This is a genomic window from Pseudomonas sp. WS 5011, from assembly GCF_012985775.1.
GTDB classification, from domain to species: domain Bacteria; phylum Pseudomonadota; class Gammaproteobacteria; order Pseudomonadales; family Pseudomonadaceae; genus Aquipseudomonas; species Aquipseudomonas peli.
Genome location: NZ_JAAQXA010000016.1, coordinates 51216 through 75533 on the forward strand (window position 1 = coordinate 51216; position 24318 = coordinate 75533).

Annotated in this window: 25 protein-coding genes and 2 riboswitches; of the genes, 14 read left to right on the forward strand and 11 right to left on the reverse strand. The window is 61.8% G+C overall.

Going from position 1 to position 24318, the window contains the following annotated elements:
• The first annotated feature begins 32 nt into the window (after window positions 1–32).
• Window positions 33–371 (forward strand): hypothetical protein, encoded by a 339-nt coding sequence (locus HBN63_RS16495; RefSeq protein ID WP_170050159.1) that lies wholly within the window; start codon window positions 33–35, stop codon window positions 369–371.
• Window positions 372–407: 36 nt separating this feature from the next.
• Here the strand turns inward: HBN63_RS16495 and trxA are convergent, their stop codons facing one another.
• From trxA to HBN63_RS16510, 3 genes are all read right to left on the reverse strand, one after another.
• Complete coding sequence (gene trxA, locus HBN63_RS16500; protein ID WP_170050160.1) at window positions 408–1280, reverse strand: thioredoxin; 873 nt, start codon at window positions 1278–1280, stop codon at window positions 408–410.
• A gap of 71 nt (window positions 1281–1351) precedes the next feature.
• On the reverse strand, window positions 1352–2008 hold the full coding sequence (locus HBN63_RS16505) for a 50S ribosomal protein L11 methyltransferase (protein ID WP_090255743.1): 657 nt from the start codon (window positions 2006–2008) through the stop codon (window positions 1352–1354).
• Window positions 2005–2460, reverse strand: coding sequence for a YbaY family lipoprotein (locus HBN63_RS16510; protein WP_167147158.1), 456 nt, complete (start codon window positions 2458–2460; stop codon window positions 2005–2007). The genes HBN63_RS16505 and HBN63_RS16510 overlap by 4 nt, the downstream gene beginning before the upstream one ends.
• Window positions 2461–2576: 116 nt before the next feature.
• Here HBN63_RS16510 and nrdR point away from each other — a divergent pair, with 116 nt between their 5' ends.
• The 13 genes from nrdR to HBN63_RS16575 all read left to right on the forward strand — a co-directional run bounded on the left by nrdR (window position 2577) and on the right by HBN63_RS16575 (window position 12350).
• The gene (gene nrdR / locus HBN63_RS16515; RefSeq protein WP_090255738.1) at window positions 2577–3041 is read left to right on the forward strand and encodes a transcriptional regulator NrdR; all 465 of its coding nucleotides are present in this window, start codon (window positions 2577–2579) and stop codon (window positions 3039–3041) included.
• On the forward strand, window positions 3041–4159 hold the full coding sequence (ribD, locus tag HBN63_RS16520; RefSeq protein ID WP_090255735.1) for a bifunctional diaminohydroxyphosphoribosylaminopyrimidine deaminase/5-amino-6-(5-phosphoribosylamino)uracil reductase RibD: 1119 nt from the start codon (window positions 3041–3043) through the stop codon (window positions 4157–4159). The genes nrdR and ribD overlap by 1 nt, the downstream gene beginning before the upstream one ends.
• Window positions 4160–4259: 100 nt before the next feature.
• A riboswitch (FMN riboswitch) is annotated at window positions 4260–4418 on the forward strand.
• A gap of 167 nt (window positions 4419–4585) precedes the next feature.
• Window positions 4586–5248: a riboflavin synthase gene (locus tag HBN63_RS16525; RefSeq protein ID WP_090255733.1), complete on the forward strand. Its 663-nt coding sequence runs from the start codon at window positions 4586–4588 to the stop codon at window positions 5246–5248.
• A gap of 10 nt (window positions 5249–5258) precedes the next feature.
• Complete coding sequence (gene ribBA / locus HBN63_RS16530) at window positions 5259–6353, forward strand: bifunctional 3,4-dihydroxy-2-butanone-4-phosphate synthase/GTP cyclohydrolase II (protein ID WP_090255731.1); 1095 nt, start codon at window positions 5259–5261, stop codon at window positions 6351–6353.
• 180 nt (window positions 6354–6533) lie between these two features.
• Window positions 6534–7010: a 6,7-dimethyl-8-ribityllumazine synthase gene (ribE, locus tag HBN63_RS16535; RefSeq protein WP_090255729.1), complete on the forward strand. Its 477-nt coding sequence runs from the start codon at window positions 6534–6536 to the stop codon at window positions 7008–7010.
• Window positions 7007–7498, forward strand: a complete 492-nt coding sequence (gene nusB, locus HBN63_RS16540) for a transcription antitermination factor NusB (protein ID WP_169852851.1) — start codon at window positions 7007–7009, stop codon at window positions 7496–7498. The genes ribE and nusB overlap by 4 nt, the downstream gene beginning before the upstream one ends.
• 7 nt (window positions 7499–7505) lie before the next feature.
• The gene (gene thiL, locus HBN63_RS16545; RefSeq protein ID WP_170050192.1) at window positions 7506–8474 is read left to right on the forward strand and encodes a thiamine-phosphate kinase; all 969 of its coding nucleotides are present in this window, start codon (window positions 7506–7508) and stop codon (window positions 8472–8474) included.
• Window positions 8467–8997, forward strand: a complete 531-nt coding sequence (locus HBN63_RS16550) for a phosphatidylglycerophosphatase A (protein ID WP_170050161.1) — start codon at window positions 8467–8469, stop codon at window positions 8995–8997. Before thiL ends, HBN63_RS16550 begins: the two co-directional genes overlap by 8 nt.
• A gap of 16 nt (window positions 8998–9013) precedes the next feature.
• The gene (locus HBN63_RS16555) at window positions 9014–9742 is read left to right on the forward strand and encodes a transporter substrate-binding domain-containing protein (protein WP_090255820.1); all 729 of its coding nucleotides are present in this window, start codon (window positions 9014–9016) and stop codon (window positions 9740–9742) included.
• Between the two features lie 17 nt (window positions 9743–9759).
• Entirely contained in the window at window positions 9760–10407 is a 648-nt protein-coding gene (locus HBN63_RS16560; protein WP_160089314.1) for a TIGR02281 family clan AA aspartic protease, read from the forward strand.
• Between the two features lie 112 nt (window positions 10408–10519).
• Window positions 10520–11140: a GTP cyclohydrolase II gene (gene ribA / locus HBN63_RS16565; protein WP_090255721.1), complete on the forward strand. Its 621-nt coding sequence runs from the start codon at window positions 10520–10522 to the stop codon at window positions 11138–11140.
• Window positions 11137–11553 (forward strand): MFS transporter, encoded by a 417-nt coding sequence (locus HBN63_RS16570; protein WP_090255718.1) that lies wholly within the window; start codon window positions 11137–11139, stop codon window positions 11551–11553. The genes ribA and HBN63_RS16570 overlap by 4 nt, the downstream gene beginning before the upstream one ends.
• Complete coding sequence (locus HBN63_RS16575; RefSeq protein WP_170050162.1) at window positions 11553–12350, forward strand: cobalamin-binding protein; 798 nt, start codon at window positions 11553–11555, stop codon at window positions 12348–12350. Before HBN63_RS16570 ends, HBN63_RS16575 begins: the two co-directional genes overlap by 1 nt.
• A gap of 66 nt (window positions 12351–12416) precedes the next feature.
• On the opposite strand, the gene HBN63_RS16580 is transcribed toward HBN63_RS16575, so the two are convergent.
• The 8 genes from HBN63_RS16580 to HBN63_RS16615 form a co-directional block, all read right to left on the reverse strand.
• The gene (locus HBN63_RS16580; RefSeq protein WP_170050163.1) at window positions 12417–14285 is read right to left on the reverse strand and encodes a TonB-dependent receptor; all 1869 of its coding nucleotides are present in this window, start codon (window positions 14283–14285) and stop codon (window positions 12417–12419) included.
• 99 nt (window positions 14286–14384) lie between these two features.
• Window positions 14385–14599, reverse strand: a riboswitch (cobalamin riboswitch).
• A 66-nt stretch (window positions 14600–14665) separates the two neighbouring features.
• Window positions 14666–16561, reverse strand: a complete 1896-nt coding sequence (gene dxs, locus HBN63_RS16585) for a 1-deoxy-D-xylulose-5-phosphate synthase (RefSeq protein WP_170050164.1) — start codon at window positions 16559–16561, stop codon at window positions 14666–14668.
• Window positions 16562–16646: 85 nt separating this feature from the next.
• Entirely contained in the window at window positions 16647–19934 is a 3288-nt protein-coding gene (locus tag HBN63_RS16590; protein WP_170050165.1) for a carboxyl transferase domain-containing protein, read from the reverse strand.
• Window positions 19935–20047: 113 nt separating this feature from the next.
• Window positions 20048–20935 (reverse strand): (2E,6E)-farnesyl diphosphate synthase, encoded by an 888-nt coding sequence (ispA, locus tag HBN63_RS16595; RefSeq protein WP_170050166.1) that lies wholly within the window; start codon window positions 20933–20935, stop codon window positions 20048–20050.
• A complete protein-coding gene (locus HBN63_RS16600; RefSeq protein WP_090255704.1) occupies window positions 20932–21177 on the reverse strand; it encodes an exodeoxyribonuclease VII small subunit in 246 nt (81 codons plus the stop codon). The genes ispA and HBN63_RS16600 overlap by 4 nt, the downstream gene beginning before the upstream one ends.
• Before the next feature lie 102 nt (window positions 21178–21279).
• On the reverse strand, window positions 21280–21735 hold the full coding sequence (locus HBN63_RS16605) for a DUF2214 family protein (RefSeq protein WP_170050167.1): 456 nt from the start codon (window positions 21733–21735) through the stop codon (window positions 21280–21282).
• A 28-nt stretch (window positions 21736–21763) separates the two neighbouring features.
• Window positions 21764–22792 (reverse strand): sensor domain-containing diguanylate cyclase, encoded by a 1029-nt coding sequence (locus HBN63_RS16610; protein ID WP_090255700.1) that lies wholly within the window; start codon window positions 22790–22792, stop codon window positions 21764–21766.
• Complete coding sequence (locus tag HBN63_RS16615) at window positions 22779–24149, reverse strand: MATE family efflux transporter (protein ID WP_170050193.1); 1371 nt, start codon at window positions 24147–24149, stop codon at window positions 22779–22781. The genes HBN63_RS16610 and HBN63_RS16615 overlap by 14 nt, the downstream gene beginning before the upstream one ends.
• Window positions 24150–24318: the final 169 nt, after the last annotated feature.

The window sequence follows — 24318 nt, forward strand, 5'->3', positions numbered from 1 at the left end:
AGCATGGCGGCTGATTAGCTGAGGGCAGAGTGATGGTGCGAATTCGTGGGCAGATCGGTGCCTGGCCGGTGGACCTAACGGTTGAGCTGGATGCGCAGGACTGGGCGCAGCTGGCTCAGCACGTAAGCCTTGAAACGCCTGCAGCCCCCGCAGCCGCTGTCGCGCCTGTGGCCAATGATGCGCTGTGGCAAACCACGCTGGAGTTGCTGCGCCAGGCGGGGCAGATCGACGGGCCGCAGCTGCTCGGTCAGTTGGCTGGGCTGGCGGGCGGTGAGGCAGCGGGCAAACGCCTGCTGGTGCGGCTGCGCCATTGCGCACAGGTGCGCGTGGAAACCGGCGTCGATGCGCCGATTTACCACTGGGTGGGCTAGTTCACGTCGATGGGGTTACATCGACGCGGGTGAGGATCAGTAAATCGCTTGGTACAGCTTGCGCCGGTAAGCGGTGACCAGTGGATGGTCATTGCCCAGTAGGTCGAAGACCTGCAACAGGGTCTTGTGCGGCAGGCCGTCGGCGTAGCTGCGGTTGCGAATAAACAGCGTCAGCAGGGCGTCCAGTGCTGGTTCGTAGTGCTGGCGCGCCAGTTGTTGAATCGCCAACTGGTAGCTGGCTTCATCGTCGTCGGCATTTTGCGCTAAACGGGTTTTCAGGCTGGCCACATCTGGCAGCTCACTGGCCTGACGCAGGAAAGTCAGCTGCGCGCGGGCGCCAGCCAGCGCCTGTTTGTGTTCATCGCCTTTTACCGCGCCCAGCACTGCCTCGGCTTCGCCCAGCTCGCCACGTTCGGCCAGGCAGCGGGCGTAGATAATAAGTGCGGCGGCGTGTTCGTTGTTCTCCGTCAGCAGCACCTTGAGCACGGCTTCAGCATCGGCAAAGCGGCCTTCGCTGAATAGCGCCTGCGCGGCCTCCATCGGGTCGGCGGTCGCCGGTGCCGGTTCGGCCACATGAGGTTTGAGCATCTCGCGAATCGCCGACTCGGGCTGCGCGCCAGCAAAGCCGTCGACCGGCTGGCCATTCTTGAACAGCACCACGGTGGGCAGGCTGCGGATGCCGAAGCGCGCAACGATGTCCTGCTCGATATCGCAGTTGACCTTGGCCAGCAGCAGCTCGCCGCGATATTCCTCGGTGATCTTCGCCAGCAGCGGCATCAGTGCCTTGCAGGGCGCGCACCATTCCGCCCAGAAATCCACCAGCACCGGCTTCTGGAAGGAGTTCTCGATCACCAGCTGTTCGAAGCTGGCGCTGCCTGCGATATCAACGATGTAAGGGGGCGTGCTCATGATCGGTCTCGGCGATGCGAAAAATGGGATGGACTATAAATGCGGGCTAGGGCTGGCGGATACAAGGGCTGTTAGCTGCGTTCGGCGTGGTACAGGCTGACATGACGAAACTCAGCCGGCTCGGCCAGGTCCGGCCAGGTGCAGGCTTCGAGTATGCCTAGGCGCTGGTACAGCGGGTGCTGAAAGTCGCGCACGCGTGAATCTGCCACCAGCGCTTCACGTCCACGACTGAGGAACTGGTCGAGCAGCGGCAGGTTGGCGCGGTCGTAAAGCACGTCGGCGACGATAATCAGGTCGAAGCGGTCAGCCTCGGCAAAGAAGTCTGCGGAGTAGCTCAGCTGCACATTGTTGAGTGCGGCATTCGCCTGACAGGATGCAAGCGCTAATGGATCAAGGTCACAGGCCACTACTTCCAGCGCGCCGGCTTTGGCAGCAGCAATCGCCGCCACACCTGAGCCCGCACCGAAATCCAGCACGCGCTTGCCGCGCACCCACTCAGGGTGCTCGGCCAGCCAGCGCGCCAGGACCAGCCCGCTGGCCCAGCAGAAGCACCAGTAGGGCGGTTCTTCAAGGATCAGGCGGGTTTCTTCCGGGCTGAAGCAGCGGTCCATGTTCGCCGGGTCGATCAGCCACAGCTTGATCTCCGTGCCGGGCAGGGTTTGCGCGCTGAGCTGGGCGTCACCCAGCAGTTCGCTGAGCGCAGCCTGCAGGGCGGCCGGTGCTGTCATGGCGCAGGTACCAGGCGCAACTCCCCGAGGTTCTGGGTTTCGCCGCGGGCAATTGGTTGCTCGGGCAGGCGCAGAATCAGCCGGCCAGCCTGATTGGCGCGGCCATGCAGCTCGATACGGCTGTGTTTATTGAAAGTTTCCGGGTTGAACGGCAAGCGAAACGCCAGCGGGTTGCCGGTGCCGCGCAGTTGGATATTGCCCAGCAGCGTTTGCGGCCGGCCGCGTTGATCGACTGCCAGCAGGGCCAGCTCGACATCCGCTTCATTGGGCACATTCAACAGACTGCCGCTCAGCTCGCGTTGATAAGCAGGCAGAGGCTTGGCTTCGGCCGGTGTAGGCGTCGGCGTCTGCACGGTGGGTTTTGCGGGCGGCGGGCTGTCGCTGGCACAGGCCGTCAACAAAGCGATCAGGCTTACGAGAATCAGCGGTTGTAACGGCGTGGGGGCTTTCATGGAAGGTCTCAACTGCGCTGGTTTACATGGGCGCCTGTATACCGCAAACCCCTCGGCTTGTCTTGCCTGCGGGATGCGCTACCATGGCTACCTTCGTTCTAAGGCTGGCCTTATTTATGCACTGTCCCTTCTGCGGTGCCAATGACACCAAAGTGATCGACTCGCGCCTGGTTGCCGAGGGTGAGCAGGTGCGTCGTCGGCGCGAATGCCTGGCCTGTGAAGAGCGTTTCACCACCTTTGAAACCGCTGAGCTGGTGATGCCCCGTCTGATCAAGCAGGACGGCAGCCGCCAGCCCTTCGATGAAGACAAGCTGCGTGCCGGCATGCAGCGTGCGCTGGAGAAGCGCCCGGTGAGTATCGAGCGCCTCGAAGCCGCAATTGCCCACATCAAGCACAAGCTGCGCGCCACTGGCGAACGTGAGATCAAATCGCTGGTTCTGGGTGAGCTGGTGATGGGCGAGCTGCAAAAGCTCGATGAAGTGGCCTATATCCGCTTTGCCTCGGTGTACAAACGCTTTCAAGACCTTAACGAGTTCCGCGAGGAAATCGATCGACTGTCCCGCGAGCCTATTAAAGGTTGATGATGAATTCAGATCACGCCTTTATGGCGCGCGCGCTGGAGCTGGCCCGTAAAGGCTTGTACTCCACTCACCCTAATCCGCGCGTGGGCTGCGTGATCGTGCGTGACGGGCGTATCGTCGGCGAAGGCTGGCATGCCCGAGCCGGTGAACCGCATGCGGAAGTGCACGCGCTGCGTCAGGCAGGCGACAAGGCTCGTGGCGCGACGGCCTATGTCACGCTGGAACCCTGCAGCCACCATGGGCGTACACCGCCGTGTGCCGATGCCTTGATCAATGCCGGCGTTGCCCGTGTGGTGGCGGCTATGCAGGATCCCAATCCACAAGTCGGTGGTGATGGCCTGCTGCGCTTGATGCATGCCGGTATCGCCGTGCAGAGCGGCGTGCTGGAAACCGAGGCGCGGGCGCTGAATGCTGGCTTTATCAAACGGATGGAGAAGGGCTTGCCGTTTGTGCGGGTCAAGCTGGCCATGAGCCTGGACGGGCGCACCGCCATGGCCAGTGGTGAAAGCCAGTGGATCACCGGGCCCGCCGCCCGAGCGGCGGTTCAGCGGCTGCGCGCGCGCGCCAGCGTGGTGTTGACCGGCGCCGACACGGTGCTGGCCGATGATGCACGGCTGACGGTACGCCCTGACGAGCTGGGCCTTGGGGCAGAACTGAGTGCGCTGGCGCAGGCGCGACCACCCCTGCGGGTGCTGGTTGATGGACGCCTGCGGGTACCGCTCAGCGTGCCGTTCTTTCAGGCTGGCGCTGCGCTCGTGGCGACGTGCGCAGCGGCTTCGGCGCGTGATCGCTATCTGGACGATGGACACGAACTATTGGCCGTTCCCGGCAGTAACGGGCATGTTGACTTGCGTCGTCTGCTGGTCGAGCTGGCCAATCGTGGTGCCAACGAAGTACTGGTGGAAGCTGGGCCGCGGTTGGCCGGGGCGTTTGCCCGTCTGGGCCTGGTGGATGAGTACCAGCTATTTGTCGCGCCCAAGCTGCTGGGGTCCAGCGCGCGGCCGCTGCTTGACCTGCCGTTGGCGCGCATGGCCGATGCGCCAGCGTTGAAAATTGTTGAGATGCGCGCAGTCGGTGATGACTGGCGGATTATCGCGGTGCCACAGCCGGTTGTTTAACCAGCCGTTATCCGCAATGGCCCGCCATTCAGGCGGTCGTTTGCCGGTGCAGGGCGTGTGCAATATGTGGTAAAACGCGTCTCGGCTGCGCAAGCGGCCGTAACGTTCTCAGGGCGGGGTGTAATTCCCCACCGGCGGTAATGGCTGCACAGCCTAGCCCGCGAGCGCTTGCCCGGTGGCGTAAACCGCTTGGCAAGGTCAGCAGACCCGGTGTGATTCCGGGGCCGACGGTTAAAGTCCGGATAAAGAGAGAGCGGGATTGCCTCAAGAAGGCGCGTTCAGGCGTGCCTCGAAATCCCTATCGATCAATCACGCCCTGTTTTTTATAAAACAGGAGTTGGTCTAGATGTCTGATTTTTATTCCAAGCCTCAGGCTACTGGCGTTGTGCGCCAGTGCTTTGCCGTGGCTGCGATACAGGGGGTGGCATGTTTACCGGCATAATCGAAGCTATTGGCAGTATCCGTGCCCTGACACCTAAGGGTGGCGATGTGCGGGTGTATGTGGAAACCGGCAAGCTTGACCTTGCAGACGTCAAGCTGGGCGACAGCATTGCGGTCAACGGCGTGTGCCTGACTGCAGTTGAGTTGCCCGGCGATGGTTTTTGGGCTGATGTCAGCCGCGAAACCTTGGCTCGTACCGCGTTTATCGACTTCAAGGCCGGTAGCAAGGTCAACCTGGAAAAGGCCCTGACACCCACCAGTCGTTTGGGTGGTCACTTGGTCAGTGGGCATATTGACGGTGTCGGTGAGATCGTCTCGATGGCGGAAAATGCCCGAGCGTGGCAATTCACCATTCGTGCACCACGCGAACTGGCCAAGTACATTGCCCACAAAGGCTCGATCACCGTCGACGGCACGAGCCTGACCGTCAATGCGGTCAACGGCGCCGAATTTGAGCTGACCATCGTGCCGCACACCCTGGCCGAAACCATCATGCTCGACTACCGCCCTGGCCGTCAGGTCAACCTCGAAGTGGATCTGCTCGCGCGTTACCTGGAGCGCCTGTTGCTCGGTGACAAAGCCGCCGAACCTGCCGCCTCGGGCCTGACCGCCAGTTTTCTTGCCGAACACGGCTACCTGAATAAGTGAGATCGCCCGCATGGCCCTGAATACCGCAGCAGAACTGATCGAAGACATCCGCGCCGGCAAGATGGTCATCCTGATGGATGACGAGGATCGTGAGAACGAAGGCGACATCATCATCGCCTCGGAATGCGTCACCGCCGAGCACATCAACTTCATGGCCCGCTTCGCTCGCGGCCTGATCTGCATGCCCATGACCCGTGAACGCTGCGAGCTGCTTAAGCTGCCGCTGATGGCGCCGCGCAACGGCTCTGGTTTCGGCACCAAATTCACCGTGTCGATTGAGGCCGCCGAAGGCGTGACGACCGGTATTTCCGCCGCTGACCGTGCGCGTACCGTGCAGGCTGCGGTGGCGCGGAATGTGACCGCCGACGATATCGTTAGCCCTGGCCACATCTTTCCTTTGATGGCTCAGCCTGGTGGCGTGCTGGCTCGTGCCGGGCATACTGAAGCGGCCTGTGACCTGGCGCGTATGGCCGGCTTCGAGCCGAGCGGAGTGATCTGCGAGATCATGAACGACGACGGCACCATGGCTCGTCGCCCGGAGCTGGAAGTGTTTGCTGAGCAGCACGGCCTGAAGATTGGCACCATCGCTGACCTGATCCACTACCGGTTGATCCACGAGCGCACTGTGCAGCGTGTCAGCGAACAGACGATCGACAGCGAGCTGGGCCAGTTCAACCTGGTCAGCTACCGCGATGACCTGGATGACAGCGTGCACATGGCCCTGACCCTGGGCGCCATCTGCGCCGAGACCCCGACCCTGGTGCGCGTGCACAACGCCGATCCGCTGCGTGACTTGCTGATGGTCAAGCAGGCTGGACGGTGGAGCCTGCGTGCGGCCATGGCCGAAGTGGCCAAGTCCGGCAGCGGTGTGGTGCTGTTGCTGGGTAATCCGATCAATGGTCCGGAGCTGTTGGCTCAACTGGAGCGCAGTCAGAGTGCAGAAAGCAAGTCAGCCAGCCCTGCGACCTACAGTACGGTGGGTGCCGGCTCACAGATTCTGCGTGACCTGGGCGTGCGCAAGATGCGCTTGCTCAGCTCGCCGATGAAGTTCAACGCGATATCCGGTTTCGACCTGGAAGTTGTAGAATACCTGCCCGCTGAATAACGACCGCCGCGCTACTGCGCATGGATAGACTGCGTTGCAAACAGGTTTGGCTTGTCCTTTACCTTGGTAAATGTCGCGGCCTTACCTGCTCCTCACCTGTCCTGCGCTCGCTACGCGCTGTTCCGTTGGGCTATAACTTTTTTGCCCCCTGGCTCTTTAACGCTATATGAGAATTGTTTTATGACCCTGAAGACCATCGAAGGTACTTTTATCGCCCCCAAGGGCCGTTTTGCTCTGGTTGTCGGCCGTTTCAACAGCTTCGTTGTTGAAAGCTTGGTCAGCGGTGCGGTGGATGCGCTGGTGCGCCATGGTGTGAGCGAAAGCGACATCACCCTCATTCGCGCGCCGGGTGCCTTCGAGATTCCGCTGGTCGCGCAGAAAGTCGCCCAGCGCGGTGACTTCGACGCCATCATCGCCCTCGGTGCGGTCATCCGTGGCGGCACTCCGCACTTTGAGTACGTGGCAGGCGAGTGCACCAAGGGCCTGGCTCAGGTGTCCATGGAATTCGGCGTGCCGGTTGCATTCGGTGTTCTGACTGTCGACTCCATCGAGCAAGCCATTGAGCGCTCCGGCACCAAGGCCGGCAACAAGGGTGCGGAAGCAGCACTGTCCGCCCTGGAAATGGTCAGCCTGCTGGCGCAGTTGGAGGCCAAGTGAGCCAGCACGACGGTAACGGGCAGCAGCCTCAAGCACCCAAAAAAGGCCCCAGCACCAAGACGCTGGCGCGCCGTCAGGCACGTACGTTGGCCATGCAGGCGCTGTATTCCTGGCACATGGCAGGCCAGTCGCTGAACGAGATCGAAGCACAGTTCCGTGTCGACAATGATTTCACGGCGGTGGACGGTGCCTACTTCCATGAAATCCTGCACGGCGTGCCGCGGCAGAAAACCGAGATTGATGGCGCATTCGAGTCGCTGCTTGATCGTCCGCTGGATGAGATCGATCCGGTTGAACTGTCGATCCTGCGCTTGTCGACCTTCGAGCTGAAAAACCGCATCGATATTCCTTATCGCGTGGTGATCAACGAAGGCATCGAGCTGGCCAAGGTGTTTGGTGCAACCGACGGACACAAGTTCGTCAATGGTGTGCTGGATAAGCTGGCACCGCGCCTGCGCGCCGATGAAGTTCGCGCTAACAAGCGTTAAGCCTGTTTTGGGTGAGTTCGAGCTGATTCGTCATTACTTCGCCGCTGCGTCTTGTGCGCAGGCCGGCGAAGGCGTGGCATTGGGGATCGGCGACGATTGTGCCTTGTTGCAGGTGCCGGTCGGCGAGCAGCTGGCCATTTCTACTGACACCCTGGTTGCCGGGGTGCATTTCCCTGAATCGCCTGACCCGTTTCTGCTGGCGCAACGTGCGCTGGGCGTATCGGTCAGCGACCTGGCCGCGATGGGCGCGACGCCTGTTGGCTTTACCCTGGCCTTGACCCTGCCCAGTGCTGATGCCGACTGGCTGCAGGCGTTCGCCTCTGGTCTGGATCGGATGGCCCAGCAGTGCGCCATCCGCCTGATCGGTGGCGATACCACCCGGGGGCCTTTGAGCCTCACGCTGACCGTATTTGGCCGCGTGCCAGCTGGCATGGCGCTGACCCGCAAGGGTGCGCAGGTCGGTGATCTGCTCTGCGTTGGCGGTGAGTTGGGTGATGCGGCGGGTGCCTTGCCACTGGTGCTGGGGCAACGGGAAACCGAGCCCGCAGTGGCCGAGCCGTTGCTGGCGCGCTACTGGTCACCTATGCCGCAGCTCGACTTGGGTCAGGCACTGCGCGGCAAAGCCACAGCTGCATTGGATATCTCCGATGGCTTGCTGGCCGATTGTGGTCATATCGCCGCCGCCTCTGGCGTAGCGTTAATCATCGAGCAGGCACGGGTGCCGATGTCTGCCGCCCTGTTGGCCTTTGCGGGTGAGTCAGCGGCGCTCCAGTGCGCATTGAGCGGTGGCGATGATTACCGCCTGGCATTTACCCTGCCGACGGCCCATCTGGCGGATTTACAGCAAGCCGGTTTGCCGGTACGTGTTATTGGTCGTGTTGTGGCCGGTGAGGGCGTTACCCTGCTGGACGCGCAAGGTCAGCCCGTAAAGCTGCCGTTTAGCGGCTATCAACATTTTGGACGTGTCAGTGACTGATCATCCCAAGCAAGTTCCCGCCGAGTTCGTACCACCTTCGGTGTGGCGCAACCCCTGGCATTTCCTGGCCTTTGGCTTTGGCTCTGGTACTTTGCCGAAAGCTCCGGGCACCTGGGGGTCGCTGGTGGCGCTGCCCTTCATGCCGTTGTTTCAGATGCTGCCCGACTGGGGTTACTGGCTGATGCTTGGCATCACCATGTTGTTTGGCTTCTGGCTATGCGGCAAAGTGGCAGATGACCTGCGGGTGCATGACCATGAAGGTATCGTCTGGGACGAAATGGTCGGCATGTGGATTACGCTTTGGTTAGCCCCCGACGGCTGGGGCTGGCTGCTGCTAGGCTTTTTATTGTTCCGTGTGTTCGACATCCTCAAACCGTGGCCGATTCGTTGGATTGATCGGCATGTGCATGGCGGTGTCGGCATCATGCTTGATGACGTACTTGCCGGTGTGTTTGCCTGGATGGCTCTGCAACTGATTGTCTGGGGTTGGGGCAATGGGCTGGCCGCTGCGCTGGGCTGGTAATCAGAAGGGATTGAAAATGGGCCGCTGCTGTCGGTGGTTGCTGTGGCTGGTGATAAGTGCTGTCAGCGGGCCGCTGTGCGCCGTTGAGCTTACGCAGATCCGTATAGCCAGTGACACCTGGGAAGGCCGCACTCATCCTGATGGCAGCGGTATGGTGTGGGAGATTTTCCGTACGGTGTTCGAGCCTGCTGGCGTGAGGCTGGATATCCAGACGGTCCCTTACACCCGCTCCATCGGACTGGTGCAGCGCGGTGCTGCCGATGCCTGGGTGGGTTCTTACCTTAACGAAGTCGAGCAAGGCGTGTTCTATCCGCGCTGGAATTACGACTTCGATCAGATTTCTGCACTGGGCTTGCTGGACAAACCTATCCCGACCCAGCAGACCCTTGGCGAATTCCGCCTGGCCTGGATGCGCGGTTATGAATACCAGCGCTATCTGCCAAATTTGCACCAGTACCGCGAAGTGCTGCGTCGCGGCGGTATCCTGCGTATGTTGGACATGGGCCATGTGGATTTCTATATCGATGCCCTGGCCGAAGTTGACGATGTGTTGCGCACGACCAGCCAGCCTGAGCGCTACCGTGTTACTCAGCTGACCGACCTGCCGACTTACCTGGGTTTTGCCGATACGCCGCGTGGCCGGGCGCTGGCTGAGCTGTTCGATAAACGCATGGACAGCCTGGTGGCTGACGGCAGCCTACGGCCGATTTTTCAGCGCTGGCAGCAACCTTATCCATTTGACTAACCTGTGCGAGACGCTCCATGTACGCCTTGAAAGTACTGTTGTTGAGCCTGCCGCTACTGCTGAGCAGTGGCGTCATGGCGGCCACCCAGGTACGGGTTGTCGGCCTGTTCCCTGGCGCTGCGGTGTTGAATGTCGATGGTCAGCGCAAGCTGGTCAAGGTCGGTCAGGTTGGTCCAGGTGGGGTCATGGTGGTCAGTGCTGACAGCCGTGGCGCGGTGTTGCGTGTCGATGGCGTGGAGCGCAGCTACAGCTTGAGTCGTGAGTACAGCGATGGCTTTGCCGAAGCGCAGAAGAAACAGCTCAGTGTGGCCAAGGGCATCGGTGGGCATTACTGGATTGCAGGTTCGGTCAATGGTCAGTCCATTCAGTTCCTGGTGGACACCGGCGCCACTTCGGTGGCCCTGAATGATGAACATGCGCGTCGTCTGGGGATCGATTACCGGGTGATGGGTTCGCCTTTGCAAGTCAACACTGCCAGCGGTACTGCGCGCGGTTGGCGCGTGACGCTGGATCGGGTGAAGGTCGGTGAGCTGGAAGTGCTGGGCGTTGATGCCGTGGTGTTGGAAGGCGGCTCGCCGACCGAGGCGCTGCTTGGCATGAGCTTCCTCGGTCGCGTTGGTTGGAAGGTTGAACAGGATGTGCTGGTGCTGGAGTCCAAATACTAGCTCGTGCGTTGGTTCGATTCTTATCATCAGTAATTCAAGCTAAGCGGCTGCCAGGGCCTGCTGTTACAATGCCGGCCTGATTATTCCTGCCCATTTTCTTTAGGAGCATCCGGTGTCCGTAGTGTTTGTCGCCGCCTCCCAGTTGCCTACGCCTTTTGGCGTGTTCACCATGCATGGCTTCCTCGAAGAGGCCACAGGCAAGGAACATGTAGCCCTGACCTTTGGTGATGTGGCCGATGGCGCGCCCGTACTGGGCCGTTTGCACTCCGAATGCCTGACGGGCGATGCCCTGTTCAGCTTGCGTTGCGACTGCGGATTCCAGCTCGAAGCGGCGCTGCGTGCGATTGCCCATGAAGGCCGTGGCGTTCTGCTCTACCTGCGTCAGGAAGGCCGTGGCATCGGCCTGCTGAACAAGATCCGCGCCTATGAGCTACAGGATGGCGGCGCTGATACCGTAGAAGCCAATGAGCGCTTGGGCTTTGGCGCGGACCAGCGTGACTACGCCATCTGCTTGCCGATGCTCGATCACCTGGGTATTAGCCAGCTCAAGCTGATGACTAACAACCCGCGCAAGGTCAAGGCGCTGGGCGACATGGGCATCAATGTGGCGACCCGTGTGCCGTTGCAGATCGACCACAACCCGCACAACCAAAAGTATCTCGCGACCAAGGCCGGCAAACTCGGGCATATGCTCGGCAGCCTGCACCAGGGCGAGGTTGAGGAAAGCCTGTGACGCGCGGCCAGGTGCGCCGTCGACTGGCGCTTGAGTGGTGGCGGCAACTGGCCGTGACCCTGGCGCCATTGTTCGTGCTCAATCTGCTGTTTGGCGCCGAACAGAAAACCGGTCTGCTGACCATGCCGCTGTTTATCGCCGGCCTGGCCTCAATGTTTGTTAGCCTGCCGCTGTTCAGTGGCTACAAGCGCGCGCTGGTGGCTACGGAACAAGCGCTCGACACTGCCGCTGAACACGATGCCTGGCTGGAACTGGCGCGTGTACGCCGCCTGGCCTTTCTCGGCGCAGCGTTGCCAGCCTGGGTTGCCGCTATCGCAGTCTTCGCCGGTCTGGAAGCGATCCCGCTGATCCTTCTCGCGATTTCCAGCATCGTTTTGCTGTACCTCTATCGTATTCCACGCCAACTCGGCTGATGCGCGCTGCCACTCTCTGTTTGCTGCTGTTGCTGGCGTTACCCGCAGCAGCCGTCGAGCGGGTGGTCACCCTGGCTCCGTCCCTGACTGAGATCATGCTGGAGCTGGATGCGGGCGAACTCTTGGTTGGTCTGCTGGATGGCGGCGAGCGCCCTGCAGCGGTGGCGCAACTGCCTTCGGTGGGCCGCTATGGCCAGCTTGAGCTGGAAAGCGTGCTCAAATTGCAGCCTGACCTGGTGCTGCTCTGGCCTGACAGCATTAGCCGTGCGCAACGTCAGCAGCTAGAGCGCATCGGGATTCCACTGCTGATTGTGGAACCGCGCAAACTGGCTGATCTGGCGGAGAACTTCGTCGAAATCGGCGCGCGTATCGGTCGCCTCGATAAGGGCCGGGCGCTGCAACAGCACTTCAATAACGGCCTGACCGTGCTGCGTCAGCGCTATCAACGTGAGCAGCCTTTGCGGCTGTTCTATCAGGTCTGGGATACGCCGCTGTACACCATCGGCGGCGAGCAGATTATCAGTGATGCCCTGCGTATCTGCGGCGCCGAGAATGTCTTTGCCGAACTCAGCTTGCCGGCACCGCAGGTCAGTGTGGAAGCGGTGCTGCAAGCAAACCCCGAGGTGATTCTGGCCGGTGTGCAAGACCAGCTGGACGCCTGGCGCATCTGGCCAGGCGTGGCGGCGGTTGAGCGTAAGCAGCTGTGGCTGGTGCCGGATGCGGGACTGGAGCGGCCAAGCTTTCAGATGCTGGGGGCGGTGGAGCGGTTGTGTGAGGTGTTGAGCGAGGCTCGCTAAGAAAAGCCCCGCACTCAGGCGGGGTCTCTTTAGGGCGCTATTGAGCGGATAGTGGCTGACTCAAAGCTAAGGTGTCCAGGTCACAGCAAACAGCGCAGTGCGGCCCTCTCTGTTGTAGCCGAAGCGTCCGTTGGGTGTCTTGTAAGTCGCCTCGGCGTAGTCCTTATCGAAAAGGTTGTTTAGCTTAAAGTCGAAGGCCACTTCCTCGCTCGCTTGCCATTTGCCGCGCAGGCTAAACAGGCCGTAACCACTCAGTTCGCGTGTGTTGGCGGCGTCGTCATAGCGGGCGCTGACCGCGCGCCAACTGGCGCCCACTGCAAACTCACCGAACGGGCGGTCCAGATCCAGGCTTAGGGTCCGTTTGGCGCGGCGGGTGAGTGTATGTCCAGTGGCGCGATCCCGTGGATCGATCAAGGCCAGGGTCAGGTTACCCTGCCAGCCGTAGAGCTCCTGCTGGAGCACCGCTTCGAAACCGTTTATTCGAGCGGCCTGGACGTTTTGCGGAATATTATTCTGATCTAGAACAATCGCGTCTTGCAGGTCGATACGGTACAGCGATAGCTCCAGCGCACCGGTTTCGCTATAGCGGCTGCGCCATTGTGCTTCATAGCTCTTAGATGTTTCCGGGCTGAGTTCCGGGTTGGCGCTGGTAACGCATCCGAAACCCGGGAAGCACAAGTCTGGATAGTACAGGTCGTTGAAAGTCGGAGCTCGAAAGCCTTCGCTGTAGGACAGGATCAAGTCGTTGTTGCTGTTGAATGGCACGGTCAGTGCCGCGTTCCAATTGTTTTTGCTGCCGAACTGTTGGTTCTGATCATGACGCAGGCCCAGTTCTGTCGAAAAGCCTTCTGCCTTATAGCGGTGTTGGATAAATGCTGCCTGGTTCCAGCGCGAATCCTCAGTAAAGTCCTCGCTGCCCGTAACCCGATCCTCATACCAGTCGGCACCCAGCAGCACTTGGTGTCGATCATTGAGTGCTAGGGTGTTCACCCAATTTGCCGAGTCGCGGTAGGTATTGATGCTGTAAAACGAGCCCGCGCCGGCCTGTGGCTGGTCATTGCCTGTGTCGCGCTTGTCCTCGCTGTGACCGATTTCCAAGCGGCTATTCCATATATCGTTGACATTGGCATCGATGAAGCTGGACAGGCTGCTGAACTGGAAGTCCGTAGTGGGCAGTGATGTGCCGAAGATGTCCTCAAACTCGCTCTGGCCGCGTTGGTCGAGGGCACTGAAACCGATCGTCAGATCGTCATTGAAACGGTGTGAAAGATTCAGGCTTAGTGATTTATTGCGGTAGGCATCGTCATCGCCGTTGGCGCCGAAGTTATCACGCGTGGCGTCGATCCCTTGGGTTTCATCGAGTGCAGCACCCAGGTTGAAGCGAGTCTGCGCGTCGCCGCCGGACACGCCAAGGCTACGCTCGAAGGTCTGGTTGCTGCCGACGCCAAGGCGAACGTAGGGCTTGAGTCCGTCGCCGCTGCCTTGACGGGTGAAAATCTGCACAACCCCGCCGATGGCATCGGAGCCATAAAGCGCCGAACGCGCGCCGCGCACGACTTCAACGCGTTCGATCTGCTCAGGACTGAGGAACTCCAGGCTGCTGGTGCCGCTGGACGCGGCAGAAATACGTTGCCCGTCTACCAGAACCAGGGTTTGCGCGGTTGAGGTGCCGCGCACAAACAGGCCGGTCTGGCTGCCTGCGCCGCCGGTGCGGCTGATGCTGACGCCGGGTACGCGCTCAAGTAACTCTGCCACGCTGCGCACTTGCAGGCGTTCGATGTCCTTGCGGGTGAATACCGTGGTTGCAGCTGTAGTTTGCTGGACCGGTTCGGCATGACGCCCGGAGGTCACAACCAATGGCTGCAACTCAAGTGGATCTGCATGAGCAGCCAGCGGCATCAGCGCCACAGCCAAGGCAAGACGGGACAATTTCACGTAGAGAATCCTCAAAAGATCAAACGACTTTTGAGGAGGGCAGGGGCAAGAACGGGCGCGCTGGCGCAGCCTGAGCTTGACGGTGATGCCCTCCGCAACACCAGTCACATCCAGCAAGGCCGGTCTCCGGGCTCTCGACGTGCGCCGCCTCGCCTTCCCGGGATAACCCAGTGGCGTTGAGGTGACGTGCAGAACGACTCTGCGGTCGATTACCGTTGCGGGGGCAGCGCCGGGGTTGCTCTTCGTGAGCGCACCGGCTTCCCGTTTAACGCCGCTTCACTGTGGAAGGGCGCACCTTGGCGGAAGTAAAACGCCGCGCACCTTAATGCGCGGGTGAATGAATTACAAGCAAGCCTGGCTCAGCTCTGGATGAGCGGTGCTCATGCAGAAAGCATGGCAAGGCGTGCGCGGATGGCGGCCTCGATGCCGGCGGCATCCAATCCACATTCGGCGAGCATCTGCGCAGGCTTGGCGTGCTCGACGTAGTAGTCCGGCAGGCCCAGGTGCAGCACAGGTTTGAGGATGCCAGCGTGGGCGAGGAACTCGCTGACCGCACTGCCGGCACCGCCCATCACGCTGTTTTCTTCGATAGTGACCATCAGCTCGTGGCTGGCGGCCAGCTGGCGTACCAAGGCCTCATCCAGCGGTTTGACAAAGCGCATGTCGACCACCGTTGCATCCAGTACTTCGCCGACCTTGAGGGCTTCGGCCAGTTGTACGCCAAAGACCAGCAGTGCGGTTTGCTTGCCGTGGCGTCGAATGGTGCCCTTGCCGATTTCCAGCGGTTCCAGGCCCGGCTCGATGGCGGCATTCGGACCGCTGCCGCGCGGATAGCGGACGGCGGCCGGGCCATTGAACAGGTGACCGGTGGTGAGCATACGGCGCAGTTCGTTCTCATCGCTGGGTGTCATCACCAGCATGCCGGGGATGCAGCGCAGGTAGGAGATATCGAAGCTGCCGGCGTGGGTCGGGCCGTCTTCACCGACCAGGCCTGCGCGGTCGATGGCGAACAGCACATCGAGGTGTTGCACGGCTACATCGTGGATCAGCTGGTCATAGGCGCGTTGCAGGAAGGTCGAATAGATCGCCACCACCGGCTTGGCGCCGTCGCAGGCCATGCCGGCCGCCAGGGTCACGGCATGCTGTTCGGCGATGGCCACGTCGAAATAGCGCTCGGGATAACGTTCGCTGAACGCCACCAGGTCCGAGCCTTCCTTCATCGCCGGGGTGATACCGACCAGGCGCGGATCTGTCGCGGCCATGTCGCACAGCCATTGGCCGAAAACGCTGGAGTATTTCGGGCCGCTGGTTTGTTTGGGAACGGCCGGCGCGTTGATCGGCTCCAACTTGGTAATGGCGTGGTAGCCAATCGGGTCGGCTTCGGCCGGGGCAAAACCTTTGCCTTTCTTGGTCACCACATGGAGGAACTGCGGGCCGTCGAGGTCGCGCATATTACGCAGGGTGGCGAGCAGGGTGGGTAGGTCGTGGCCGTCGATGGGGCCGACATAGTTCCAGCCCAGCTCTTCGAACAGGGTGCCGGGCACCAGCATGCCTTTGGCGTGTTCTTCGACCTTGCGCGCGATTTCCCAGGCACCCGGCAGGTGCGAGAGGATCTTTTTGCTGCCTTCGCGCATGTTCGAGTAGGTGCGGCTGGAGATGATCTTGGCCAGGTAGTTGGACAGGCCGCCGACGTTCTTGGAGATCGACATGTCGTTGTCGTTGAGGATCACCAGCATGTTGGCCCCCACGTCGCTGGCGTGGTTCAGGGCCTCGAAGGCCATGCCGGCGGTCATGGCACCGTCGCCGATTACGGCGACGGCCTTGCGCTTGCTGTTCTGCAGGCGCGCGGCGATGGCCATGCCCAGCGCGGCGCTGATGCTGGTGCTGGAGTGGCCGACGCCAAAGGTGTCGTACTCGCTCTCCGAGCGGCGCGGGAACGCGGCGATGCCGTCCTTCTGACGCAGGCTACCCATCTGTTCGCGGCGGCCGGTGAGGATCTTGTGCGGGTAGGCCTGATGGCCCACGTCCCACACCAGGCGGTCGTCCGGAGTATCGAAGACGTAATGCAGGGCCACGGTCAGTTCGATCACGCCCAGGCCCGCACCAAAATGTCCGCCCGTCTGCCCAACGGTATACAGCAGGTACTGGCGCAGCTCGTCGGCCAGAATTTCCAGTTCGGCTTCACCCAGACGGCGCAGCTCGTCCGGCGTATTGGCGCGGTCTAGAAGGGGCGTCAGCGGGCGCTCACGGGGAATCTCGTGGAAGGTCGTCGGCATCAGGCAGATCGTTATCGGTGCAAAAGATGCGGCAGTTTACCCGAAGCGCCGGAAAGTGCCCAAACAAGGTTCGGGCAGACGGTTATTACCAGGTGTCGACTGAGCGTTTCTTGCCTTCGCGCTTAGCGGGTTTAGGCGTGGCGTTGAGGCCGCGCAGCAGCCACGCGCGGGTTTCCACGGGGTCAATCACCGCATCGATCTCCAGGAAACTGGCCATATTGATGCCCTTGCCATTCTCGTAGGCCTTGGCCACCAGCTTGTCGAACAGCTGTTGGCGTGCCGCCGGTTCTTCGACGGCGGCCAGTTCCTTGGCAAACCCCAGGCGCACCGCGCCTTCCAGGCCCATGGCGCCAAATTCGGCGCTGGGCCAGGCTATGGTGAACAGCGGCGAATGGAAACTGCCGGCCGCCATGGCCTGGGCACCTAGACCGTAGCCTTTGCGCAGCACTACGGTGAAAAACGGCACGGTCAGACTGGCGGCGGCGACAAACATGCGTGAGACATGGCGCACCGTGGCCTGTTTCTCCGCCTCCGGGCCGACCATAAAGCCGGGGGTGTCGCACAGCGACAGCAACGGAATATCGAAGGCATCGCACAGCTGCATAAAGCGCGCAGCCTTGTCGCCGGCGACCGCATCGATGGCGCCGCCGAGGTGCGCGGGGTTGTTGGCCAGCAGGCCGAATGGTTGGCCTTCGATGCGGATAAAGGCAGTGATCAGCCCTGGGGCGAACTCGCGGCGCAGTTCCAGCACGCTGTCCCTGTCGGCGAGGGTGGCAATCACTTGGCGGATGTCATACACGCGCAAACGGTTTTCCGGGATCAGCTGGCGCAGCTCGCGCTGATCGGCGCAGTCCCATTCGCTGAGCGCACCCTGAAAGTAGCTCAGGTACTGCTTGGCTACCTGCACCGCTGCGGCTTCATCGTCCACCCGTACGTCGATGACGCCATTGGGGCCCTGCACGCTGACCGGGCCGACCTGCTCAGGCTTGAAGCTGCCAAGGCCGCCGCCTTCGATCATCGCCGGGCCGGCCATGCCGATGGTGGCGTTGTCGGTGGCGATAATCACATCGCAGCAGCCGAGCAGGGCGGCGTTGCCGGCAAAGCAGCGCCCGGACACCACGCCCACCAGCGGCACCAGGCCGGAGAGTTTGGCCATGCCGACAAAGGTGTGGCAGTCCAGCCCGGCCACGCCGACAAAATCGGTGTCACCCGGCCGGCCGCCGCCACCTTCGGCAAACAGCACCAGCGGCAAGCGCCACTGCGCGGCCAGGCTGAGCATGCGGTCGGTCTTTTTGTGGTTCATCACGCCCTGGGTGCCGGCGAAGACCGTGTAGTCGTAGGCGATGGCCATGCAGCGCGCGGCCTGGCTGCCGAACGCCTCGGCGTTGACCGTGCCGGTGCCAGCCACCAGGCCATCGGCCGGACTCTGCTCAATCAGCTCGGCTAGCGAGCGGCGCCGCCGTTGGGCGGCAATCGCCAGGGCGCCGTATTCGCTGAAACTGCCTTCATCCAGCAGGTCCGCCAGGTTCTCGCGCACGGTGCGTTGACCCGTCTTGCGCCGTTTGGCCACGGCGGCAGGACGGCGTACATCGGTGAGGAGCGCGTGGCGTTCGAGCACTTCGGCCAGGTCCGCACGGATATGATCCAGGTCCAGGCTCTGTTCGCTCTGGCGGGCCGCGGCATCGACCTCGGCGGGTTCGATAAACAGCAGCGGCTGGCCTTCATTGAGCGCGCTGCCGACCTGCACGGCCAACTGGCGGACGATGCCGCTGTGGCTGGCGGTGACGACAAACTCCATCTTCATTGCTTCCAGCACGGCAATGCTCTGGCCAACAGCCACCGCATCGCCTTCGGCCACCTCCAGGCTGACCACCACGCCGGTGCTTTGGGTTAGCAGGGGCACGCAGCCGGGTGGTGCATCCTGTATCTGCTGTGTGTCTTGGCTGGCCGCCTGCGCACCGGCAAAGAAATGATGTGGATGGGCCTGGGGCTTGGCGGCCAGCAGCTCGCTTAGCTGGCTTTCGACAAAGCGCGTGGTCAGCTGATAGCTCGCCACTTGCGGCAGGCGCAGCAGGTTCTGCAGCAGGTGCAGATTGCTCGCCACGCCCTCCAGGCGGAATTCGCACAGGCCGCGGTAGGCGCGGCGCAGGGCGCTGGGGTAGTCCGGCGCATGGGCGATCAGCTTGGCCAGCAGTGAGTCGTAACTGGGACTGACCGGGTAGCCGGCGTAACCGTAGCCATCTACGCGCAGGCCGGGACCGCTGGGCGGCTGGTAGGCCGTCAGGGTGCCGGCGGCTGGGCGGGTGCTGCCATCGCTGCTCATGCTTTCCAGGTTGATGCGCAGCTGTACGGCGCAGCCATTAAGCGGCGGCGGCTGCAGCAGGCCGAGTTGCTCAAGCGACTGACCCGCCGCCAGCTTGAGCTGGGTATGCAGCAGGTCGATGCCGGTGACCTGCTCGGTGACGGTGTGCTCGACCTGAATACGCGGGTTGGCTTCCATAAAGTAAAAACGCTCGGGCTGCTCGGCATCCAGCAGAAATTCGAACGTGCCCAGGCCCTGGTACTTCGCTGCGCCGGCCAGTTTCAGCGCGGCCGCGATCATCCGTTCGCGGGTGGCTGCGGGCAGGTCCGGGCTGGGGGCGATTTCCACCAGTTTCTGCTGGCGGCGTTGCAGGCTGCAGTCGCGCTCCCATAGATGGCTGACCGCACCCGTGCTGTCGCCCAGTACTTGAATCTCGATATGCCGGGCGCTGCGCACCAGTTGCTCGATATACAGCGCATCATTGCCGAAGGCGGCGCGGGATTCGGACTGGCAGCGGGCAAAGGCCTGATCCAGCTCACTGGCTGCGAATACCGGGCGCATGCCGCGACCACCGCCACCCGCCAGGGCCTTGAGCATGACGGCGCCATGTTCAGCGAGAAAGCCATGGGCATCCTCCAGGCTGATCGGCCGATTGATCCCCGCCACCAGCGGCACGGTGCAGCGTTCGGCTAATGCCCGCGCCGCTGCCTTGTCGCCAAACAATTGCAGCACCTCGCTGCTGGGGCCGACAAAGCACAGCCCAACGGCCTCGCAGCGACGGGCGAATTCGGCGTTCTCCGCGAGAAAACCATAGCCGGGGTGAACGGCATCGCAGCCCTGCGCCTGGGCAATCGCGATCAGCTGGTCCATATCCAGGTAAGCCGGTACGCCACGGCCCTTGAGCGCCACGGCGCTGTCGGCCTGCCGCACATGCAGGGAGGCAACATCGTCTTCGGCGTAGATGGCGACCGAGCGGATGTCCAGCTCACTGGCTGCGCGGGCGATGCGGATGGCGATTTCGCCCCGGTTGGCGATCAGCAGGGCGGCGAAGGGCGCAGTCGTAATGGGCATGATGGCTCCAGATTTTTATTCTGCAGCCATCTTAGGCGCTCTGTGCGCGAGGTAAACCAAGCCTTAGCGGGTGAGGGTTGGGCTATTGATGCGGGTGATAAGGTGCCGCTGGGTTAGCTGCGCCGCTCGACGATATAGCGCGCCAGATCGCGCAGCGGCTCTGCAGCCTGATCGAATGGGCGCAGTGCATGCAGGGCTTGGTCACGCAGTTCCATGGCATAGGCCTTGGCCGCGTCAAGGCCGAGCAGGGCCGGGTAGGTCGGTTTGTCGTGGGCCTGATCTTTGCCCTGCGTCTTGCCAAGGGTGGCAGTGTCGCTTTCCACGTCGAGGATGTCGTCCTGCACCTGGAAGGCCAGGCCGATGGCGCGGGCGTAGATGTGCAGGGCTTTTAGTGCGTGTTCATCGGCCCGGCCACTGGCCAATGCGCCGAGCTGTACGCTGGCTTCGATCAGCGCGCCGGTTTTGTGCCGGTGCATGATTTCCAGGGCGTTCTGGTCGAGGGTCTGGCCCACTGAGCCGAGGTCGATGGCTTGCCCACCTACCATGCCGGCCGGGCCAGCGGCGCGCGCCAGGGCGCTGATCATGGCCAGACGCAGGTCGGCGTCATGCGGGTTGTGTGTGGCATCGCTGAGCACTTCAAACGCCAGGCTCTGCAGGCCATCACCGGCGAGAATCGCGCAGGCTTCATCGAAGGCGATGTGGGTAGTCGGCTGGCCACGGCGCAGGTCGTCATCGTCCATTGCCGGCAGGTCATCGTGGACCAGGGAGTAGGCGTGAATCAGCTCCACTGCGCAGGCGGCCGCATTGGCGCGCTCCGGCGCGCCGCCGAGGGCTTCACAGGCGGCGTAGGCCAGCAGCGGGCGTACGCGTTTGCCGCCATTGAACAGGCTGTAGCGCATGGCGGCATAGAGGCGTTCCAGTTCCGGGCGTGGGCTGCTCAGGAGATTTTCCAGGGCCGCATCGACGCGGCTTTGGCAGCTGCTCTGGTAGGCCGCAATCATGCCTGTTGGTCCGCGTCGAAGGGGGCTTCCTCAAGCTCGCCGTCGCGCTCCATGAGGATTTGCACTTTCTGTTCGGCCTGGGCCAGCGCAGCCTGGCAATCACGGGTCAGGCGCACGCCTTGCTCGAAGGCCGTCAACGAGTCTTCCAGCGACAGCTCGCCGTTTTCCAGACGCTCGACCAGGTTCTGCAGATCGGTCAGGGATTGCTCGAAGTCGAGCGCGGCTTTTTTGCGGGCGGCCATGGCGGATATCTCGGGGTAGATCGGGGAGTCGGAACCGGCGCGACACTAGCAGAGCCATGCCGCGCGGGCAAATCAGCGCGGCAGGTGGCTGGCGGCTGGCTGTCAGCCGATTACGCCGTAGCCGCGTGCCATCAGCACCGCTAGTAATGGGATGACCAGTAGCAGCAACAGTTCCAGGCGAATCACCATGATCACCATGCGCGCCTTGGCTGGACTGACCTGTGGCACTTCGCCGGCCTTGAGGCTGTTGCGCCAGTTAAGGAAGACAAAGGTCGGCACCACGGAAATCAGCCCGACCAGGATAAATAGGCCGACTTTTGCGTGAAACAGGCTGTTGCCCAGGTAGTAGTCCAGGCCCTTGCCGTACCAGAGCACCCGCGCCAGACCGGTAAACAGCACCACGCCGGCGCAGATGCCGTAGGCGATGTCAGTGATGATCAGGCTGCGCGCGCGGCGCACGTCCAGCGGTAGTTTGAATTGCACATGCTCGATGCTGAGCAGGGCGAACAGCAGAAATATCGACAGGTAGTGCAGATAGGCGGCAATGGCTTGGCCCATGGTTGCGTCCTTTCTTTGGGGTGTGTGATCAGCTGGCCAGCTCGACCCGGTTACGGCCATTGCCTTTGGCCTGATACAGCGCCTGGTCAGCGCGGTTCATGGCTTCGTTTGGCGTCTCACTAGGCGTGCGCAGGGCTGCGCCGATGCTGATGGTCAGGCTGAGCTGCTGCTCATCCAGTTCAATGGGCTCTTTGCTCAGGGTGTTGCGAATCCGCTCGGCAATGTGCAGCAGTTCCTGTTCATCGTGTACCTGCAGCAGCACCACGAACTCCTCACCGCCGCTGCGGGTGACGATATCTTGCGGACGCACGGCCGCATTGATGCGCCGGGCAGTTTCCCACAGCACCTGATCACCTGCGGCATGCCCGTACTGGTCGTTGATCCGTTTGAAATGATCAAGGTCGCAGAACAGTACACCCAGGTGTAGGCCGAGTTCGTCTGCCTGTTGTTCCTGCTTGAGCAGGAAGTGGTTCAGGCCGGCACGGTTCCAAAGTTGTGTCAGCGGATCGAGCATGGTTTTGCGTTGCTCGCGGCTCAGGGCCTCGCGCAGTTTTGCCGTCTGGGCACTTACATGGCGCAGCTTCAGGTAACCCTCCACCAGCACAGCCATGTCGACAAACAGACGCAATTGTTTGGCGGTGAGCTGCCGGGGCTCTGGGTCGATCATGCACAGCGTACCCAGTGGCTGGCCTTCTTCGGAGAGCAACGGCTGTCCGGCATAGAAGCGAATCTGCGGGTTGTTGATCACTACCGGGTTATCGTGAAATCGCAGATCGTTGTGCGTGTCTTCGACGATAAAAGGTTGAGTGCCAAGAATGGCGTGAGCACAAAAGGAGATGGTTCGTGGGGTTTCGGTGATCTCCAGGCCGATGCGCGACTTGAACCACTGACGGTCATGGTCGATCAGGCTGATCAGCACGGTCTTCACCCCGAAAACTTCACGTACTACCCGCACCAGCGTGTCCAGGTAGGCGTCGGCCGGGGTATCGACCAGCTCGTTATCATCGAGAATCTGCTGGCGCAGCACTTCATCGCAGGGCATTTCAGGACTGAGCATGGGGTGTTCCTGATTGACTGGGGGCGAACCATTGATTGGCACGTGTCAGACGATAAGCATAGCCACCTAGGCACAGACCGCGAAGGGCCATAAAAGCCAGCAGGGCCAGCCACAACCCGTGGTTGCCCAGCGTCTGCAGCCACCATGCCAATGGCAGGCTTAGCAGCAGGGCAAGGAGCATGGCGTTGCGCATTTCGCGGGCGCGGGTTGCGCCGATAAACAGGCCGTCGAGCAAGTAGCTCCAGACGCCGATGAGTGGCAACAGAGCTAGGTAGGGTAAATAGGTCAGGGCCATGCTGCGCACGGCGGCAATATCGGTCTGCAGGCCGATAAACCAGTGTCCACCCAGCCAGAAGAACAGGGCGAATACCAGGCTGGCCAGCAGGGACCAGGCCCCCGCCACCAGTAGGCTGCGTCGCAGTGCCTGGCGATCCCCCGCTCCCAGCGCATGTCCGCCGAGCGCCTCGACTGCATGGGCCAGCCCGTCTAGGGCGAAGGCGCTTAGCATCAGTCCATTGATCAGTAGAGCGTTGGCCGCCACAGTGGCATCACCTAGGCGGGTGCCTTGTACGGTGATGAGAAAAAATGCCGCTTGCAGCGCCATGGTGCGGATAAAAATATCGCGATTTACCGCCAGCAAAGGTCGCCAGTTCCTCCATAGCCGCAGCGCGGGCCAATTGATGCGCCCAGCTTGGCGCTTGATTGTCTGGCATGCCAAGTAAAGGCCGAGCAGCGCCCCACTCCATTCAGTCAGTACCGAGCCCCAGGCCGCGCCCGCCACTTCCCAGCCCAGCCCGAGGACGAACAGCAGGGTCAGGGCAACATTGAGCAGGTTGGTGCCAAGCATGATCAACAACGGCCCACGGGCGTTTTGTGTGCCCAGTAGCCAGCCGACCAGGGCATAACTGGCCAGCGCGCCCGGCAGGCCGAATAGCCGAATATGCAGATAACTGCGGGCGAGGGCGTCGAGCTGCGTTGAAGGCTGCATCAGCTCCAATATCGGTGCGCTGTGCAGGCGCATCAGCAGGCTGAGCGCCAAGGCAAGTACGCCGCCCAACAACAAGGCTTGTAGCAACACCTGGCGCAGCGCGCTGCCGTCCCTGCGGCCAGCAGCCTGGGCGGAAAATCCCGTGGTGCCCATCCGCAGAAAACCAACGCTGCCGACCAATAAGCCGTACAAGCTTGCTCCCACCGCCACTGCAGCCAATTGATGGGCGTGCGGCAAATGGCCGATCACCGCACTGTCGACCAGCGCCACCAGGGGCACCGAGAGGTTGCAGAGGATCATCGGCGCAGCCAGTGCCCAGACCCGTTTATGGGTAGGCGAGTGCTGCCAGGCATCGCGTAAGGCGTTTATCAAATGTGCTCTCAAACTTGATTGGCGTTAGCTGCAACGAAATGCGCGGGCGTGTGTCACAGGCGGGTTATTAAACACTGATCGACAAGCGTGCGCTGCCAAGCAATTTTGCATGTGTACGCGTAGAACCTGTTTATGGTCTTGCGAGCTAGAGCCCTGCAAGGCAAAG